Raw genomic sequence first — 18,168 nt, forward strand, 5'->3', positions numbered from 1 at the left:
ACCACCTGTCGGTGCGTCAGGGGGCTGGTCGCAGCTCGCCGAGGTGGTGGACCGGTTCGGCTGTGGCGACCTGGTTCAGTAGGTAGAGGAGACGGTTGGCGGTGCCGGGTGGAGTGGGGATGCGGTGGTGGCCGGTGGCGGGGTCGACGTCGGCCCGCCACCGGGTCACGGTCGTATTCAGGTGCTGCACCCGCTGGTGGTCGGTCGGCAGGATCGGCTCGTGCTGGACCTTCAAGCGGCGCAGCGCGTCGTGGAGCGGGGTGAGTTCGTCGTCCCACAGCAGCACGGTGCGCGTCGCGAGCCGGTCGCCCAGGTCGGCGATGGCCGGGCCGGGCGCGACCGCGTCGGCGGGGGCGCCCGGGGTGCGGGGGCCGGTCAGGCGCAGCGTGCGGTCGTAGAGGGTGGCGCCGGTGCGGTCGAGGGCGGTGATGTGGGCGGCGACCGGCGGGCGTGCCTTGCCGGTGGCGGGGTCGGCGGGGCGGTGGGTGTAGGTGACGGCGAGGACGGCCAGGCGCTGGTCGGCGAGAAGGCGGGCGGCGCGCTCGCGGGCTTGGGTGGCCTGGGCGGTGGCCTGCTTCTGGGCTCGGCGCAGCTGGTGGATGTGGGCGCAGGTGCGGCACAGCAGCCGGCCGTCGACCTGGGCACACGGGGTCTCGGGGTGGGCGCCGCACTGCTCGCAGACGCGGGTGCCGGGAGTGCGGCGGGCGGCGGCCGCGGCGAGCTGCGAGGTCGTGGCCGAGCTGGGCACGGACTCGCGGATGTCGTACAGGTCGAAGGTGCCCCTGCGGCCCGAAGGACCCTTGGCGGTGATGCGGGCGCGCACCGGGCCGCCGGGCCGGCGGGGCAGGTCGAGGTCGGCGAGCTGGGTCTTGGTGACCAGGTGGGCGGGCAGGTCGCCCCACCCGGTGTAGGACGGGACTGGTTTCGTGGAATCCAACGTGGTCATGGTGCCTCTCCCCTGTTCTCGGCGGCGGTCAGCCGACCGCGGTCTCGGCGTGCCGCTGGAGCGCGTCCAGGAGCGCGGCCTGCTGATCCGTCAGCTTCCCGTCGCTACGGGCCTTTGCCTGCTTGCGCAGCCAGCTGCCGGGCCGGAACGCCGGGTCTGCGCCGAGGCCGGTCCGGTTCGCCGGGCCGGTCAGCGTTCCGCCGGCGGCGAGGTAGGCGAGCAGGCGCCGGTACGACCTGTTCCAGTCGGGCTCCAGCCGCCACAACTCGTCCAGCGCGTCGAGCTTCGCCACCTGGTCCTTGGTGAGTCTGTCGGCCCTGCGCTGGCGGCGCATCCACGCCCCCACGGCGTAGTCGTCCAGCTTCACGGTGGCGGGGATCGCCAGGTGCCCGTGCTGCTGGTGGAAGGCCTTCGCGTAGGCGTAGCCGCGTTCCCAGGCGTTGGCGTTCTTCGACCAGATCATGCCGAGCGCGTCCAGCTCGCTGACCCGGGCCGGGTCGAGCAGGCCCTGGCCGTGCAGATGGCGCTGGCGGGTGAGCCAGGAGATCAGCTCCGCGTGCTTGTCACGGTCGGTGGGGTCGAGGTGGCCGTGCTGGAGGTGGAACACTGCCGCGACCGCGTGCATCCGCTGCCACTCGACCGCGCGGGGGTTGAGGACGCGGAGCTTGACGGTCTGGAGGATCTGCGCGGCGTGCCGGCGGGCGTTGATCCGCAGCCACTCGATCGGCGACTCCACCGCCACCGGCGGCCGCTCGCCCTCCCCGACTTCGGCGGCCTCGCCCTCGGCGGGCTGGGTCGCGGTGGTGTGCGCGGTGCCCTGGGACCGCTTGCTGCGCAGCTCGGTGATCCGGCCGACCACCCGGGCGTCGTGCGCCGCCAGCGCTCGCAGGACCCGCCAGATCGTGCGGAAGCTGGACGCCTCGATCTCCGCGTCGGCCTCCGCCTTCACGGCCTCACCGGCGTCGTGGACCTCGGCCGGGTCGGCGGTGGTGGTGTCGTCGCCGACCGTCGGGCTGGGGAGGTAGACGGGGATGATGATCCAGGAGACCTTGCCCTGACGGTAGGACTGGCGCAGGGCGCGGCCGATGGCCTGGACGATGTCGATGATGCTCGACTTGGGATCGGCGAAGACGATCGAATCCACCGCCGCGATGTCGATCCCCTCTGACAGGAGGCGGGAGTTGGCGAGGATGCCGCACTCCTCGCCGTCCTCGCCGGTGTGGGCTGCGAAGTCGGCGAAGGCCTGGCGGCGGTCCCTGAGGCGGTCCGTTCCCGCGACGGCACTGGCCCACAGCCGCTCCGGCCGGTCCTGGTCGTTCAACAACTCGGCCGCCTGGAGCAGGTCGCCGGCGAACGCGCGCGCCCCCGCGATCCGGGAGTGGAAGGTGATCACCCGGCGCAGGCCCAGGTCGGCGACGGCGCGCAGCACCGCGATCTGCAGGGCCAGGCGCAGCAGGTCCTCGTTGGAGCGTTGGGAGCGCAGGTCGGCGACGGCGGGGAGGTTGAGCAGTTCCCGCAGGTCCTCGTCCGTCACCACCGGGACCAGCACGCGGTAGTCGGCGAGGTAGCCGTGCTCGATCCCCTCGCCCAGCGACCAGCGGTAGACGGTCTTGCCGTAGACGTTCTCGTCGTCCATCGAGCAGATGACGGTGCCTTCGGCGACGTCGGCCACCTCGTGCGGCACCCGGGCTTCGTCGACGATCCGGGGGGTGGCGGTGAAGTACAGCCGGCGCGCGGCGGGGACCTGGTCGTCGGTGTGCACGGCCGCCCACGGCTTGCCGTCGCTACCGGCGGTGCGGTGCGCCTCGTCGACCACAACCACGTCCCAGGCCCGCAGGCCGAACAACCGGTGCGCCTGGACGATGCGCTCCAGCGAGGCGTAGGTGGCGTACACGGTCACCGGGTGGCCGTCCGGGGCACCGTTGACCAGGTCGGTCAGGGCGGCGGCCTGCGTGGTCACGGCCGCGTCGATCCGGCCGCCGGCTTCCGCGCTCTCCAGCGCCTCCTCCCGCGAGCACGCCGCCACCGCCAGGCCCCGGCGCCCGCCCTTCGTCGACCACGCTTCGGCGGTCTGCTCCAGCAGCTCGATCGTCGGCACCAGCACCAGCACCCGTCCCTTCGCCGCCAGACGCCGGGCGCAGGCGGCGGCGATGAGGGTCTTGCCGGAGCCGGTCGCGGCGACCACCGTCGCCCGGCCGCCGTCCTTCACCTCGCGCACCGCTGCGGCGACGGCGTCCCTCTGGAATCCGTGCAGCGGCAGTACGCCGCGGAGCGGCTTGGCCGGAGCGGGCAGGCCGGGTTCGATCATGCGCAGCGCCACCGGGTTCGCGGCGGCGGGGCTCACGGCGTCGGTCCTTGGGGCACCCAGCCGCGGACCTCCAGGAATGCGATGTCCGCGTCCTCGACGGCGCGGCCGGTCTCCACCAGCCAGGCCTTCATCGCTTCGGTGACGTCACCGTGGTGGTCCGCCACGCGCTGGGACCACTCGGCGGCGTCGAATCCGCCGGTCGAGCTGGAGCCGTAGGTGCGTTCTTCGGTGCCGTCCGCGCGGGGGATGAATCCGCGGCGCATACCCGGGGAGTCCTGCGCCGAGCCGGCCGACATCGTGAACTGGTCGGCCTTCATCCGGACCGTGAACGCGAGGCGGCCGCCGGCTCGGCCGGTCTCGTGCACGACCGGGGCGAGGTGGCTCGCCCCGGACTTGATGGCCTGCTTCCCGGCGCGGCCGGCCATCGACTCGCCAGGCGTGCCGATCGTATCCTTGCCCCGCACCCGCGCCTTCTGCCCGGTTCTGGTGCGGCGGCGGGTGGTGTTCGCCTCCGCGATGCCAGCCAGCGCCTCGGTGTCGCGCTCGCCGCCGCGCACCGCACGGACCATCTGGCGCAGTGCGCCGACGAACGCGGCGCCCTTGCCCTTGGTGAAGAACTGCGAGACGAGCGAGGCGTCGCGGCCGAGCATCTTGGCGACCTGCCGCTTGGTGTAGCCCTCGTCGATCAACTCCTGAGTCAGACGCGCGGCCTCGTTCGGCGTGTTCGGGTCGGCCGGGCTCACTGGTCAGCTCCCTTTTCGGTGGCTGCGAGTTCGGCACGGCCCAGGCCGCGCAGCTTGAGGTACTGCTCCTGGCTGGTCGGGTGCTCGACGGGACCGGTGAGGTGGCCCTTGAGGAGGTAGTCGCCGACCTCGCCCCGGTAGGGCCAGGGCTGGCGCTCGGTCAGCGCGATGCCGTCGGTGCCGAAGTACACGACCGTGCCCGGCCTGGCGTGGAGGGCCCCGGCGTAGCCGATGACCTCCTTGCCCTGCCGGTACTTCGTGTCCAGTAGCGCCGCCCGCGCGCCGGACCACACGTAGGCGGCCCACTCGGGGTGCGCATACGGGTCGCGGGAGAAGCCGGTCTGCCGCTGCCAGGTCACCACCGCGTCGTCCTGGCCGAGGATCTCCACCCCGGCCGGCAGCGCCTCGCCGACGGGCGTGGTGCCGGAGACCAGGCGCGGGCGCTGCGCGAACCCGCCCAGGCCGAACAGCAGCACGGAGCGGACGGCGCGGGAGGCGAGGTAGGCCGCCTGGCGCTGGCGCTCGTCGCCGTGCATGCGGGAGAGGTTGGTCAGGTCCGCCCACGCGGCCTTCAACCGCTTGCCCCACTCGTCCAGGGGCTTGCCGTCCTCCCACAGCAGGCCGCTCAGGATCTCGATCCGCCACGGCATCAGGTGGTTGGACAGGGCCAGGTGGACCTCCGCACCGCCCGCCCAGGTGGTGAAGGTGGCGCCCGGCTCGGACGGGTAGACCCAGGCGCGGTCACCGGTGACGGGGGCGGGGAGCAGGCCGACGTGGTTCCAGCCGGACGGGACGGTCACCTTGATGTTCCAGTGCGAGCAGCTCATCAGGGCCTTGGTCTGCTCGGCCTCCGTCATCGCGGCGAACGCCCGCGCGGTGATGCGGCGCGGCGTGCCGACCGGCGACTTCCACAGGTGCTTGGCGTAGGCGAAGGTGCGGTCGTACTCCACCAGCGCGGGCAGCTGCTCCGGAACGCGCGGCGGCAGGATCAGCTCGGTGCGGCCCTGACCACCCGTCGCGTGCAGCAGACCCCGCAACTCCTCGGACAGGACCGGGTAGCCGCCGGCCCACTTGCCGGTGGTCGGGACGGTTCGCGACCACAGGTCACGGCCGGTCTGCGACGGCGAGCCCATGAGCACCGCGTCGTCCCAGTGCCGGCGCAGCGCCTGCCACAGCAGCGTGAACGCCTGGCGGCAGGTGACGACATCGGCGCCGTCCGGGTCGAACCACTCCCCCATGCTGCGGATCTCGGTGCTGCCGCCGTCCGGGGCGGCGGACGGGGCGTAGCGGCCGACCGGCTGGCGCTGGTGCACGAAGTGCCCCGCCAACTTGTCCCGGCCCGAGCCCACGGCGGTGGTCCACCGCTCGGACGGGGTGTTGAGCCAGGCCGCGACCGCGTCCTTGAGCGTGGAGTAGCGCTCGGCGCCGTCGTGCCAGGGGGCGCCGGCGGTGATGTAGATCCGCTCTGTTCCCGGCGCGGTGGCCAGGACGGCGTCCAGGATCTCGGCCGGGGTGCGGGAGCCGAGGTCGACCCGGATCGTCTGGTCGCGCACCGCGAGCACACCGGCCGCCGCGTCCAGGAAGACGGTGCTGCGGGCCTGCTGGACGAAGTTCGGCCGCTTGGAGACCAGGCCCGTGGTGACGGCCTCGAACCGCGCACCCGCCGGGCCTTCAGGGAGGGTGGGCAGCTCACGCGGACCGGCCTCGGCCACCGGACGCACCGGGGCGGCGACCGGAGCGACCGACACGGCCACCGCCTCGGCCGGCGCAGCAACGGCGGGGGCGGGCTGCTCGGCGACGGCCCGGCCCCCGACGTCGGCCGGGGGTGGCTGCTCGATGACGGCGGGCCGGGGCAGCGTCGGGGCGACCGCGGTGGCGGGCTCGACGACCGGCTCGGCCTTGGGCGCCTCGACGGGCGCGGGCGCGGCGGTCTGGTCGTCGGCCTTGGCGGTACGGGCCGCGGCCGGGGTCGGGTCCAGCAGCGGGGCGATCCGCACGACGTCACCGACCGACAGCCCGGCGGCCTTCGCGATGGCCGGCGCCTGGGCGCCCTCGTACCCCGCGAGCCCGGCCACGCGGCGCGAACGCCGGGCGGTGAGCTTGTCCAGCTCCTTCTGCGCGGCGGCGACGACCTTCTCGGCAGCCGTGATCTCGGTGCGCAGCTCGCGCAGACCGGCGAGCTCGGCGGTGTACGCCTTGCGGTCCATCAGGATGTCACGCCCCTTCCGCGGTGGTGGCGTCTGCGTCGGCGTCGAGGGGGCGGGCCTGACGGGCCAGGGTGAGCCAGCCGGCCGGGCCCCGGGTGCCGTGGAGGTCGGCCAGACCGGCGAGCAGGAAGGCGTAGGCACCGCGCTTGGGGGCCCGCGGCTGGGCGGTGCCGTTCTCCCACTTGGCGAACGTCTCCCGCCGGGTACTGAGGGCTTCGGCCACCTCGACCTGGGTCAGGCCGGCCGCCTTGCGCAACCGCTCCCGCTCGGCCGGCTCCGGCAGGTCGCCACCGTTCCGGGCCTTGGCCAGCAGCGCGTCCACCGCCGCGAACAGCTCAGACATCACATACCTCCTGCGCTGGATGGTAACAGATGCACCGCTTGATACGCAACGTTTTCAAGCACACAAGCATCTCATTCATGACCGCATATGGTGCTCGTGTGGCCTCCCGGTCAGTCCCGATCCGCCGGCATCCGGGTCCCGGTGAGCGGCTCGAAGAACGGCGGGACCGACTGGGCGACCGGGTGGCAGCCGCGCAGGGGTCGGGGCGGTGCGGCATGCCGGGTGGTTGGTCATGGCCGTGTGACCACCGGGAGGCCCGCCCACCCGGCCGGCCACCCGTTCGGGCGGGAGCCGGGGTCAGGGTGGGGCGGTGGCAGCGGGAGGCGGTCAGTGACTGATGTGCAGGGCGCAGATGTCGTCGCGGCGGGCGTGCGGTTCGACGAGGGTGTCCAGGAGCCCGTCCAGGAAGCGGGGGCTGTCGGTGTGGGCCGTCGCGGTGCGGGCCAGGCGGGCAAGGCCCTCGTCGATGGACTCGCCCGGGTTCTCGATCAGGCCGTCGGTGTAGAGCAGCAGGTGGTCGCCGGGCAGCAGGTCGAGACTGGACGCCTCGTAGACGGGAGCGGTCGTGGCACCCAGGAGGATGCCCTGGGGGGAGGGGAGGTAGCGGGCGCGGCCGTGGCGCAGGAGCAGGGGCGGCAGGTGGCCGGCCTGTACCCAGGTGAGCCGGGAGGCGGCGGGTTGGTAGCGAGCCATGATCATTGTGGCTGTGCTGGAGTGCCGCTCGATGGTGTGGAGCAGGAGGGTGTTGAGGCGGGCGAGGATGGTGGGCAGCGGCGTTCCGGTGATGGCCATGCCTTTGGCGGTGAAGCGCAGCAGGGCCATGGTGGCCACCGCGTCCAGTCCGTGGCCGGCGACGTCTCCGACGACGAGCAGGGCGCTTTCGTCGGGCAGTTCGATGGCGCTGTACCAGTCGCCCCCGAGGTTGAGGCCTTCCTGCGCGGGCCGGTAGGCGACGTCCACAGTGAGGTCCGCCAGGTGCAGCACCCGCTGCGGCACCGGGAGCAGGGTGTCCTGCAGGTGGGCGGCGAGGTTGCGCTCGGCCGCCAGCAGGCTTTGCTGGGCGAGCGCGCTTTGCCGGTGTTCCAGTAGTTGCTGTTCGGTGTGCTTGGCGTCGGTGAGGTCCTGGAAGAGGCCGTGGACCTCGACCGGGTAGCCGTGGGCATCGGTTTCGGCCTCCGCGATGATCCTCACGTGCCGCACCCGCCCTTGGGGCAGACGGACGCGGAACGTGTCGTCGATCGGCTCACCACCCTCCAGCAGGCGCCGGACGGCGTCCTCCAGGCGGGCGCGGTCCGGGCCGACGGCATGGGTGGCCAGCTCCTCCAGCGTCATCGGTCCCAGCGACCGGTCCCGGTCGAAGATCGAGTACACCTCGCTGGACCAGGTGATCTCGCCGCGGACCAGGTCGCGGTCCACCCAGCCCATCCGGCCCAGGTGCTGCATGAGCGCCAGTCTGCGCCGCTCGCGCTCTCCGCGGTCCAGGCGCGCCCAGGACACGACCAGTCCCTGCAGGCAGGGCACCGCCCGCACCGCGAACCGGGACAGGCGCGGGACACCCGCGGCGACCTCCTCGTAGTCCAGCTCGCCCTCGTAGCAGACGCCGGTCGTCAACGCCTTCAGAAAGCCCTGCCACAGACCGGTACCGGCGACTCCCGGATACGTCTGGAGGATGCTCCGCCCCACCAGCTCCCGGCCACGGCGCCCGGCGATGTCGACCACGTCGGGCGAGGCGGCCGTGAACCGGAAGTCCGCCAGCTCCCCTCGCGGCCCGACGACCGGCTGGAGGAAGACCACCGAACCGGAAAGGCCGCCGAGGACCTCCCGGACCACAGACCCCGCCAGACCCTCCGGCCCGTCGGCGGCACCTTCTGCGGGCTGGGGGCGCGACAGGCCGCCCCGTGGTGCCTGCGGATACTCGCGCTCGGTCATGCAACGAGCATGTCACGTCGCCAACGCCCGCGAACCACCACCCGGGACGAACCCCTTGATGGGGAGGTCTGCACGGCCGAGCGTCTCACCCCGCGCGGCGCTCAGTGTCCCCGGCGACGGCGTTCCAGCGCCGGTCGGCGGACCGGATGGTGTGACCAAGATGAGTCGTGCTCGATTACTAGAAGCCTTGTCCTTGGGGACAGTACAGTCAACATGACTGCCACTCATGTCAGTTGAGCCCTGAACGCGCCTGGGCGGTGCAAGGGCACCGCCATCCTCGGAAAGCGGGAGAGCGCCCCATGAGCAGTAGGCTTCTCAGCGTCACCGTCCTCGCCGCCACGGCCTTCACCCTGGGCACTGTCAGCGCCCCGGCCGACGCCGCACCCCACGGCAGCGCACCGCCCGTGGCCGCCGCGCCCGGGCACGGCGGCAGCGGGCGGCTCGCGGTGTGGACTTCCTCGCACACCATGGCGATCTGGACCCCGCAGCTGTGGCACACCCTGGCACGCAACCACGTCGCCCTGTTCGTCCAGGTGAACGACGCGGACTACCGTCCCGGCGCCCCCGACACCTGGGCCACGGACATCGTCGGCGAGGCCAATCGACTGGCGTTGCCGGTCACCATCTGGACGGGCGGGAACGACACCACCGGCGCGCGGACCCGGGCCGAGGTCGACGCGATCCACACCTGGCTCGACACCGACCGGCTGCACGCCCAGGGCATCGTCGTCGACGACGAAGGGACCGCGCAGACCATGGACCTGGTCGGCAAGGCCATGGCCGGCGACCAGAGCGCCCAGCAGCAACTGCTCACCACCAACATCGATCCAGCCCAGCAGTGCCGGGCCATCGCCGCCGACCAGGCCCTGATCGAGCGCGCCCACCGAGAGGGCCTCTCGCTCGACGAGACCGCGATGCCCCAGTCGCTGGACGACCTCGACGCGGGCACCCTGGCCCTGCAGGACACCCTCAACGCGACCAGCAACCCACCCACGACCTGGAACGCCAACTACTTCCAGGCATACCGCTCCGACTTCAGCAGCGACTTCGGCCCCACCGTCAGCAGCGGCCTGATCACCTCCTACTACGAGTCCGCGCGTCAACACCTCGGTGACGCGGGCGACCTGACCGTCGGCGTCGCCGGCCTCGCCCCGTACACCACACTGGCGCCACTGGTCCACGACATACGCCTGCTGGCCACGCTCGGCCAGAAAACGATTCCGGTCTTCTCGCTGGAGCAGATCGTCGCCACCTACGGCCAGGAATCCATCAACTCCCTGGCAGCGGCCGCACACGAGCCGCTGACGACGATCGACCAGCCCGATGCCGCCGACCTGCACGTCCGAGCCACCTACCGGCAACTCGCCCAGGAGGTCGCCGCCCTCACCCCGCAGACCACCCGGACCCGCGACGGCGTCCCGCAGCAGGCCAACGACTACCCGAACACGAGCTGCGCCGCGCAGCACTGACCCCGACAGCCTCGCCGACACCCTCCCGGCCGATCTCATCCCGCGCCGGACTCACCGACGACACGGCTCTGGTCGTCCCGCGTCCGTGATGACCGGGGCCCGGCAGGCCATCATGTGGGGCGCAGGGACCGATCCACTGTCCCTCAGTCTGACTCGGTCCCTGGGCGTCCGCGCAGGTCGGGGAGACCGGCTGCCGATTTGGCAGGGGCTGAAGCAACCCGACCACGCCTCTGGGCCATGGTGGTCTCCCTTGGCTGGCACGCCGCACCGTGCCCGGGGGAAAATGGTGCTCGCAATACTCCCTGGAGAAGGCGAAGCGTGAAGTTCTCCGGTAGTGCTCCGCTCGCGCCTGGCTCGGGCGCGGGTGCGAAAGGGCTGAAGGCCGGTGCCCTGGGGCTCTTCTCCTCAGTTGTCATCGGCCTGGCGTCCACTGCCCCGGCGTACAGCCTCGCTGCCACACTCGGCCTGATCGTGGCAGGAGTCGGCTTGCAGGCCCCCATCATCACCATGCTGGCCTTCGTCCCGATGCTGCTGATCGCGTACGCCTACCGGGAACTCAACACGGGGAACGCGGACTGCGGGACCACGTTCGCCTGGGCCACCCGCGCCTTCGGGCCGCGCGCCGGCTGGATGGGTGGCTGGGGAATCATCGTCGCCGACGTCATCGTGATGACGAGTCTGGCCGAGATCGCCGGCGTGTACGGCTTCCGGCTGGTCGGTCTGGACTCGCTGGCGGCCAGCCGGTTGTGGACCACCCTGGCCGCAATCATCTGGATCGCCGTGATGACCGCGGTCTGCTACCTCGGCATCGAGGTCTCGGCCGCCCTCCAGCGCTGGCTGCTGTGCCTCGAGGTGGCGGTGCTGCTGCTGTTCGCCGTGACCGCGCTCGTCAAGGCCTACACCGGCAGTCCACCCACCGCGATCCATGTCTCGGCTTCCTGGTTCAACCCCTTGGGGGTCCCGTCCGGACGGGCGTTCACCTCGGGCATCCTCGCCGCCGTGTTCGTGTACTGGGGCTGGGACACCGCCGTGACGGTCAACGAGGAGACCACCGACGCCCGGCACACCCCGGGGCGCGCGGCGGTCATCTCGACCGTGCTGCTGCTGTTCCTCTTCGGGCTGGTCGCGACCTCGGCCCAGGCCTTCGCCGGCGTCGGCACCCAAGGCATCGGGCTGGGGAACTCCGCGCACTCCGGGGATGTGCTCTCCGGCCTGGGCGACGCGGTCTTCGGCAGCAGCGGCATCGGCCCGTTCCTCGGGAAACTGCTGATCCTCATGGTGCTGACCTCGGCCGCCGCATCCACCCAGACCACCATCCTGCCGACGGCCCGGACGGTCTTCTCGATGGCCGCGCACAAGACCGTGCCCTCGCAATTCGCGCGTCTGCACCGCCGGTACCTCACCCCGACCTGGTCGACCGTCGGCATGGGTCTGGTCTCCATCGGGTTCTTGATCCTGCTGACGTCCATCAGCCGCCACATCCTCGCGGACTCCATCGACTCGGTCGGCCTCGCGATCGCGTTCTACTACGGCCTGACCGGGTTCGCCTGTGTCTGGTACTACCGCAGGGTGCTCACCCGCAGCCGCCGGGACTTCCTGTTCAAGGGCCTGTTGCCCGGGCTGGGCGGGCTGGTGATGCTCGCCCTGTTCTGCTACGCCGCATTCGACGTGTACGCCGACCCCGGGTTCGGCGCGACCTCCGTCGACCTGCCGCTGATCGGCCGGACCGGCGGGGTGACCGTCCTCGGCCTCGGCGCCCTGCTGATCGGCGCGGTGCTGATGCCGCTGGTCACCCGTGAGCACACCGCGACACTCCGCCTGCAGCGCAGCATGCTGCCGCAGCACATGCCGCGGCTGACGGCCGTCGAGACAGCGAGCCGGTACGTCCCGGCCGACAGCCGGTCCGGGGTGGGCGGTGACTGGTTCGACGCCGTGCCGCTCTCGGGTGCCCGGGTCGGCCTGGTGGTCGGCGACGTGCTCGGCCACGGGCTGCGCGCCGCCGCCACGATGGGCCGGCTGCGCACGAGCGTGCGCGTCCTCGCCCGGCTGGACCTCGATCCGGACGACCTGCTCTCGCAGCTCAACGACGTGGTCGAGCAGGCCGCGAGTGCACACGGGGGTGACGAGGCCCTCGGGGTGACCTGCCTGTACGCGGTGTACGACCCCGTCTCCGGTCGGTGCTCGATGGCCCGCGCGGGCCACTCGCCACCCGCCGTGGTCCAGCCGGGCGACGACGCGGCCGGGTTCCCCGAGCTGCCGCCGGGCCCGGCCCTGGGCATGGGCGGGCCGCCCTTCCAGAGCGCCGAACTCCACCTGCCCGAAGGCAGCCTGCTCGCGCTCTTCACCGACGGCTTGGTCCATGCCCTGGACCCCGACGTCAACGTCGGCCTCGACCGGCTGGCCGGCGTCCTCGCCCGGCCCGGCCTTTCCCTGGAAGAGCTCTGCGACCGCGCCCTGGCGGCGCTGCTACCCGGACCGGTGGACGACGACGCGGCTCTGCTCCTGGTCCGCACCCGGAGACTGAGCGACCGGCAGACGGCCGTCTGGGAGCTGCCCTCCGATCTGGCGGCGGTCGGCACGGCCCGCGCCGCGATCACCGGACGACTGCGTGACTGGGGCTTGGAGGAACTCGGATTCACCACCGAACTCATCGTCAGCGAACTCGTCACCAACGCGATCCGCTACGCCGGCGGACCGATCCGCGTCCGCCTCATCCGCGACGAGACCCTCATCTGCGAGGTGTCCGACACCGGCCACACCTCCCCCCACCTGCGCCATGCCGCCATGGACGACGAGGGCGGGCGCGGCCTGTTCATCATCGCCCAGCTCACCCGGCACTGGGGCACCCGCTACACCGCCACCGGCAAGACCCTGTGGACCGAACAGAGCCTGCCGTCCGCCGACGGCACGCCCTAGCTGTTCCGGCCCGGAACCCCGCCCCACCGCCGGGGGCGGCGGCCGCCGTCCGGTGTTTCAGCCCAGGTAGTCGGCCACGAGTGCGGCGAAGTCCTCGGGGCTGACGATCCGCACACCCAGCTCCTCGGCCTTGGCCCGCTTGGAGCCGGCCTTCTCCCCCGCGACCACCAGGGTGGTGCGCTTGGAGACCGATGACGAGGCCTTGCCGCCGGCGCGCTCGACGAGCTCGTTCACCTCGGTGCGCGACAGCTCGGCCAGCGCACCGGTCATGGCGCCGGTGACCACCACAGCCTCACCGACCAGCGGCCCGGCCGGTCCCCCGGCCCCGACGCTCCCGCTCCCCGCGGCGGGCACGGCCGGCCCGGTCACCGCGGTGCCCACCTGCTGGGCGATGAGTTTGTCCAGTACCGGCGCCAGCTCGGCCAGTTCGGCGACGACCAGCTTGGCCTTCTCGGTCCCGATCCCGTCCACAGCGGCCAGCGCCTGCTCGTCGGCCGCGCGGATCGCCGCCATGCTGCCGAAGTGGGCGGCGATCCGGCGGGACATGGTGCGCCCGGTCCCGCGCACCCCCAGGGCGCAGAAGACCCGGTGCAGCGGGGCGTTGCGCGCGGTCTCGATCGCGGCGAGCAGGTTGTCGGTGCTGACCGCGCCCATCCGCTCCAGGGCCAGCAACTGGTCACGGGTCAGGGTGAAGAGGTCGGCGACGTCGGACACCAGCCCGCCCTCCACCAGCTGCACCGCCCGGGTGCCGCCCAGACCCTCGATGTCCAGCTGGTCGCGCCCGACCGCGTACCGGATCGAGGCCACCGCCCGGCAGCCCCGGCCGCGCACGCAGCGCCAGCGCTGCTCGGTGGTGTCGATGGCGTCCCCGCAGCGCGGGCAGCGCTCCGGAAAGGCGATCGGCGTCTCGGCTCCGGTGCGTTCCGCCACGAGCGGCGCCTCCACGCGCGGTATCACGTCCCCAGCCCGGTAGACGAAGACCTGGTCCCCGATCAGCAGGCCACGGCGCGTGATGTCGGCCGGGTTGTGCAAGGTGGCGTAGCTGACGGTGACCCCGTCGATGACCACCGGCTCCAGAACCGCGCGCGGGGCGATGATCCCCGTCCGCCCCACGTTCCACTCCACCGCCAGCAGCCGGGTCACCTTGTGCTGCGCAGCGAGCTTGCGGGCCACCGCCCAGCGCGGCGCGCGCGAGCCGGAGCCCGCCTGCCGCTGGTCGGCGGCCGAGTCGGCCTTGACCACGACGCCGTCGATGCCGAACTCCAGCGAGGCGCGCAGGTCGGCGATCTCCGCCACCCGCTGCTGCACCTGGGCCAGCGTCTCGCAGCGCACCGGGCGGGCCGGCGTGCTCGCCGCGGTGTTGGCGCCGAGATCGGCCAGGCGTTCCAGCAGGGCGGCGTGTCCGAGGTCGTCCAGGCCGACCGCGCTGTAGGCAAAGAAGGTGAGTTCGATCCGGTAGGGGCGGTCCTTGGCACGCAGCGTGCCGGCCGCGCCGCTGCGCGGATGGGCGAAGGCGAGCCCGCCGTGGGCAGTGCGCACCTGGTTGGCGTGCTCGAACTGCCGGTGGGTGAGCAGGACTTCGCCGCGCAGTTCGAGGTCGACCGGCTCGGTGAGCTCGGCGGGCAGACCGAGCACGGCGTCGGCGGCGTGGCTGATGTCCTCGCCGGCCAGGCCGTCGCCCCGGGTGAGCAGTTGCTGGAGCCGACCGGCGCGGTAGCGGGCGGCGACGGCCAGTCCGTCAAGCTTGGGCTCCACGCACCAGCCGCCCACCGGGTGTCCGAGCCGGCGCTCCAGGCCCTCGGCCCAGGCCGCCAGCTCCTCGGCGGAGAAGACGTTGTCCAGCGAGAGCATCGGCACCGAGTGCGGCACATCGCCCGTGACCGCGCCGCCGGCCACCTTGCCGGTCGGCGAGTCGGGCAGCAGCTGGTCCGGGTTCGCGCTCTCATAGGCCTCGATCGCGCGCACCAGGGCGTCGTACTCGTCGTCGCCGAGCGGTGAGGACCCGTCGGCGTAGTAGGCCGCGGCCGCCTGGACGGCGGTGGTGACGGCGTCGGCGTAGGCGGTGCGCGAGGTCGGAGCGGCTGCGTCGGTCATGCGTTCATCATCCCGACCGGCACTGACAGCGGTGCCGGCCACGGGGACGGGGGGCGCGTCGTGGTGATGTCACGGCGCTCTCAGCGGCGGGCGCGGGGCTGGGTGGCGGGCGCGGGGATGGGTGGAGGGCGCGGGGATGGGCGTAGGGCGCGGGCGCGGTGGGCGTCGATCAGGGTGGGGTCCGCGGTGCGGCGCAGCGGTGTGGTGCCCGGCGCGCCGGGGATGACCTTGTTCGGGTCGCGGCGGTCAGCCGATGGCGATGACGGGGTGGTCAGCGGGGTTGATCCACCGCATGACCCGCGTCATGAAGTCCGCCGGGACGGCGACGCAGCCTGAGGTGGGGCCGGCCTGGGGCCCGAGGTCATGGAGGAAGATCCCGGCGCCACGCCCCTTGACGACGGGGCTCGTGTTGAAGTTGATGACCAGGGCGTTGTGGTATTGGATCGGGTGGTTGATGAGGTGTTCGCTGCCGTCGTCACCGGTCTCCGTGAGGTGGAAGCCGCCCTGGGTGTCGGTGCGCATCTGGTTGTAGTAGGCGCTGGTGGGATCCTGGACCCACCAGTCGTGGGCGGTGACCTGGTGGTAGGGCATCTTGGTGCCCGGGTTGGCGCCGACGCCGAAGCCTTCGGTGATGGTGTAGGTGCCGGTGGGGGTGGTGTCGCTGCCCTGGATGCGGGTGGCCCCGTCGGTGATGCCGTGGGAGCCGATCCGGGCCGCGGTGGTGGAGGTGATCGTGTGCCAGGAGTGAGCCGTCCTGGCCCACAGCGTGACGGCGGCGTAGGTACCGGATGCCTTCACCGTGATGACCTGGGTGGCCCGACCGACTGCCACCGGCACCGGGAAGGGGCTCGCGGTGTGGCTGCCGACATGGGGGCCGGCTGGGAGAACCGGCTTCCCGTCCCGGCGGTCGATGCCGGACGGGCCGGCGCGGTTCGCGACGGCGGGCGCCGGACAGCTGCCGGGAGCGCGCTCCTCGTGCGCGGAGCCGGAAAGGCCGTCCGCGCACACGAGGTAGCCGGACGCCAGGACGGTGCCGGGCGGGGCGGCGCCGGCTCGCGCGCCGTTGGCAGCGGCGAGCCCGGAGAGAGCGGCGGCCGCCCCGAGCGCGGCGGCTGCCGCGCGGCGGGCAACCGACGCTCGAGGTTTGGCGAGACGGTCCCGGAACGCGGGCATCGAAGTCCCTCCTGGCATGGGAATCCACTGGGAACCATCATGAGCACCGGCGCCCCTTCCCCGGTGAGCGCCACGGGCAGCCAGGCGCGGCCGTCCCACTCCTGGAGCAGCTGCGAGAAGGCATTGGTAGGTGTGAAGCAGAGGTGGACGCCTGTCGTGCTTCCGGTGGGCGGAGGATCGCTCCCGATGGCCGTCATGCGGGCAGCGCCGTACGGCTGAGTCGCGACCGACACGACACCGATGACCCGGGCGTCGTGCGGGCGGCATGAATAACTACGTTCGTCACACCATCACATGAGCCGCCCACCTCATTGTCGACCGCCTCGTGTTGCGGCCTCGAAACACGCCCGGCGTACCCGGGCGCCGGAAGGCCGCGTCAGCCCGCCGCAGCGGGTGGGGGTTGCCTCGGACGATGCCGCCACCAGGCGGCCGAGCGGGTCGGCTCACCGACCTGCTCGGAGGATTGATGCACGCATCCCGTGTCCTTCGTTCGATCATCGCCGTCGCCTCGGTGGGAGCGGCGCTGGTGGCCTCCCCGGCGTGGTCCGTCACGCCCGGCGCCAGGGCCGCGCCCAATCCGGCCGTCCACACCCATGCCTATCGGTCCACTGATTCCGGCCCCGCGGTGCACCATGACACCTCGCCACCGTTGCGTGAACTCTCGCAGAGAACCGGCCGGCGCCCGTCCGTCCCCAGCGTCATGCCCCCCGCGAAGGCGCCGCAGCCGTTCCGCGCCAAGGCCGCCAGTGCCGACCAGGCGGTCCAGGACCGCGACGGCAGCCGGGGGCGGATCCCGTTGGGCGTCGGCTTCGAGGGCATCCGGCAAGGCGGGGGCGTGCCGCCGGACCCCAACGCCTCGGTGGGCTCCCGCCAGATTGTGGAGATCACCAACTTCGATCTCGCGGTGTACTCCAAGACCGGTGCCACGCTACTGGGCCCGCTGACGACCCAAACCCTGTTCAGCGGGTTCGGCGGGCCGTGCGAGACCGCTCAGAACGCCGACATCGGGGACCCCGTGGTCCGTTGGGACTCCCTGGCCCAGCGTTGGATCCTCAACCAGTTCGCCCTCGACCAGGCAGGCAACACGAATCGACTGTGCGTGGCCGTCTCCCGCACCGCAGACGCCACCGGCGAGTACTACCGGTACGACTTCGGATATCATCACTTCATCGACCACCCGAAGGTCTCCGTGTGGCCGGACGCCTACTACGCGGCCCTCACCGCAGGGGCGTTCTTCGAGACGTGCGCCTGGGACCGGCACAGGATGCTGCGCGGAGCCGACGCCGACCAGCAGTGCTACACCCTCGCGTCACCGACCATCCCGCTCACCTCGGACCTCGACGGCACGGCCCCGCCCCCGCAAGGCGAGCCCAACCTGCTGATCGCCCTCAACCCCGCCCACGACAGCCTGCAGTACTGGCGGTTCCACGTCGACTGGGCCGACCAGACCCGCACCGCCGTCGCCGGCCCGGGAGAGCTGCAGGTGGCCCCCTACACCCCGGCCTGCGCGAGTACCGATCCCACTCAATGCGTCCCCCAGGCCGGCACCGCCCAGAAGCTGGACTCGCTCTCCTACTCCGCCATGTACCGGCTCGCCTACCGCAACTTCGGCGACCACCAGTCCCTGGTCGTCAACCACGCGGTCGACGCCCCGGGCGGCCGCGTGGGCGTGCGCTGGTACGAACTGCGGCTGGACGACGGCCGACCGGTCGTTCACCAGCAGAGCACCTACGCGCCAGGCCCCGGCAACCGGTGGATGGGCTCCGCGGCCCAGAACGGGGATGGCGACATCGCCCTGGGATACTCGTCGTCGTCCTCCCGGACCCATCCCTCGATCCGCGTCACGGGACGCCTGGCGAACGACCCGCAGAACGTGATGACCTTCCGCGAGACCACCGTGTGGACCGGCACGGGCTCCCAGACCGGGAGCAACCGCTGGGGTGACTACACCTCCATGGCGATCGACCCGGTGGACGACTGCACGTTCTGGTACACCAACCAGTACCAACCGACCGACGGCACCGGAAACTGGAACACCCG

The 18,168-nt window shown here is 72.3% G+C and carries 11 protein-coding genes; 3 read left to right on the forward strand and 8 right to left on the reverse strand.

What is annotated here, in order from left to right; translation table 11 throughout:
* Positions 1–16 precede the first annotated feature (16 nt).
* The 6 genes from LN042_RS29280 to LN042_RS29305 form a co-directional block, all read right to left on the reverse strand.
* The gene (locus tag LN042_RS29280; RefSeq protein ID WP_230054421.1) at positions 17–946 is read right to left on the reverse strand and encodes a hypothetical protein; all 930 of its coding nucleotides are present in this window, start codon (positions 944–946) and stop codon (positions 17–19) included.
* Between the two features lie 28 nt (positions 947–974).
* Positions 975–3,290 carry a DEAD/DEAH box helicase gene (locus tag LN042_RS29285; protein WP_230054422.1) on the reverse strand — a complete coding sequence of 772 codons (2,316 nt, stop codon included), beginning with the start codon at positions 3,288–3,290 and terminating at the stop codon, positions 975–977.
* Positions 3,287–3,997 carry a helix-turn-helix domain containing protein gene (locus LN042_RS29290; protein ID WP_230054423.1) on the reverse strand — a complete coding sequence of 237 codons (711 nt, stop codon included), beginning with the start codon at positions 3,995–3,997 and terminating at the stop codon, positions 3,287–3,289. The genes LN042_RS29285 and LN042_RS29290 overlap by 4 nt, the downstream gene beginning before the upstream one ends.
* On the reverse strand, positions 3,994–6,204 hold the full coding sequence (locus LN042_RS29295; protein ID WP_230054424.1) for a hypothetical protein: 2,211 nt from the start codon (positions 6,202–6,204) through the stop codon (positions 3,994–3,996). Before LN042_RS29295 ends, LN042_RS29290 begins: the two co-directional genes overlap by 4 nt.
* A 7-nt stretch (positions 6,205–6,211) precedes the next feature.
* Entirely contained in the window at positions 6,212–6,547 is a 336-nt protein-coding gene (locus LN042_RS29300; RefSeq protein ID WP_230054425.1) for a helix-turn-helix transcriptional regulator, read from the reverse strand.
* A gap of 327 nt (positions 6,548–6,874) precedes the next feature.
* Entirely contained in the window at positions 6,875–8,476 is a 1,602-nt protein-coding gene (locus LN042_RS29305; protein ID WP_230054426.1) for a PP2C family protein-serine/threonine phosphatase, read from the reverse strand.
* Positions 8,477–8,775: 299 nt separating this feature from the next.
* On the opposite strand from LN042_RS29305, the gene LN042_RS29310 reads away from it, so the two are divergent.
* Together LN042_RS29310 and LN042_RS29315 are read left to right on the forward strand one after the other, a co-directional pair.
* The gene (locus LN042_RS29310) at positions 8,776–9,945 is read left to right on the forward strand and encodes a hypothetical protein (RefSeq protein WP_230054427.1); all 1,170 of its coding nucleotides are present in this window, start codon (positions 8,776–8,778) and stop codon (positions 9,943–9,945) included.
* Between the two features lie 237 nt (positions 9,946–10,182).
* Positions 10,183–12,861: an amino acid permease gene (locus tag LN042_RS29315; RefSeq protein ID WP_230054428.1), complete on the forward strand. Its 2,679-nt coding sequence runs from the start codon at positions 10,183–10,185 to the stop codon at positions 12,859–12,861.
* A 57-nt stretch (positions 12,862–12,918) separates the two neighbouring features.
* Here the strand turns inward: LN042_RS29315 and ligA are convergent, their stop codons facing one another.
* Positions 12,919–14,955, reverse strand: coding sequence for an NAD-dependent DNA ligase LigA (ligA, locus tag LN042_RS29320; protein WP_230054429.1), 2,037 nt, complete (start codon positions 14,953–14,955; stop codon positions 12,919–12,921).
* Between the two features lie 246 nt (positions 14,956–15,201).
* Complete coding sequence (locus LN042_RS29325; protein WP_230054430.1) at positions 15,202–16,128, reverse strand: L,D-transpeptidase family protein; 927 nt, start codon at positions 16,126–16,128, stop codon at positions 15,202–15,204.
* 466 nt (positions 16,129–16,594) lie between these two features.
* On the opposite strand from LN042_RS29325, the gene LN042_RS29330 reads away from it, so the two are divergent.
* Positions 16,595–18,168 (forward strand): hypothetical protein (locus tag LN042_RS29330; RefSeq protein WP_230054431.1); only part of this gene is annotated, 1,574 nt, incomplete at its 3' end.

Origin of the sequence: Kitasatospora humi, from assembly GCF_020907985.1 — a bacterium.
GTDB lineage: Bacteria > Actinomycetota > Actinomycetes > Streptomycetales > Streptomycetaceae > Kitasatospora > Kitasatospora humi.

What these genes read in the sequence shown, in the direction of transcription:
- LN042_RS29315 (WP_230054428.1), top strand. Translation starts at nt 10,183, where the DNA reads ATGGTGGTCTCCCTTGGCTGGCACGCCGCACCGTGCCCGGGGGAAAAT.
- LN042_RS29325 (WP_230054430.1), bottom strand. Translation starts at nt 16,128, where the DNA reads ATGCCCGCGTTCCGGGACCGTCTCGCCAAACCTCGAGCGTCGGTTGCC.
- LN042_RS29300 (WP_230054425.1), bottom strand. Translation starts at nt 6,547, where the DNA reads ATGTCTGAGCTGTTCGCGGCGGTGGACGCGCTGCTGGCCAAGGCCCGG.
- ligA (WP_230054429.1), bottom strand. Translation starts at nt 14,955, where the DNA reads ATGACCGACGCAGCCGCTCCGACCTCGCGCACCGCCTACGCCGACGCC.
- LN042_RS29305 (WP_230054426.1), bottom strand. Translation starts at nt 8,476, where the DNA reads ATGACCGAGCGCGAGTATCCGCAGGCACCACGGGGCGGCCTGTCGCGC.
- LN042_RS29280 (WP_230054421.1), bottom strand. Translation starts at nt 946, where the DNA reads ATGACCACGTTGGATTCCACGAAACCAGTCCCGTCCTACACCGGGTGG.
- LN042_RS29310 (WP_230054427.1), top strand. Translation starts at nt 8,776, where the DNA reads ATGAGCAGTAGGCTTCTCAGCGTCACCGTCCTCGCCGCCACGGCCTTC.
- LN042_RS29295 (WP_230054424.1), bottom strand. Translation starts at nt 6,204, where the DNA reads ATGGACCGCAAGGCGTACACCGCCGAGCTCGCCGGTCTGCGCGAGCTG.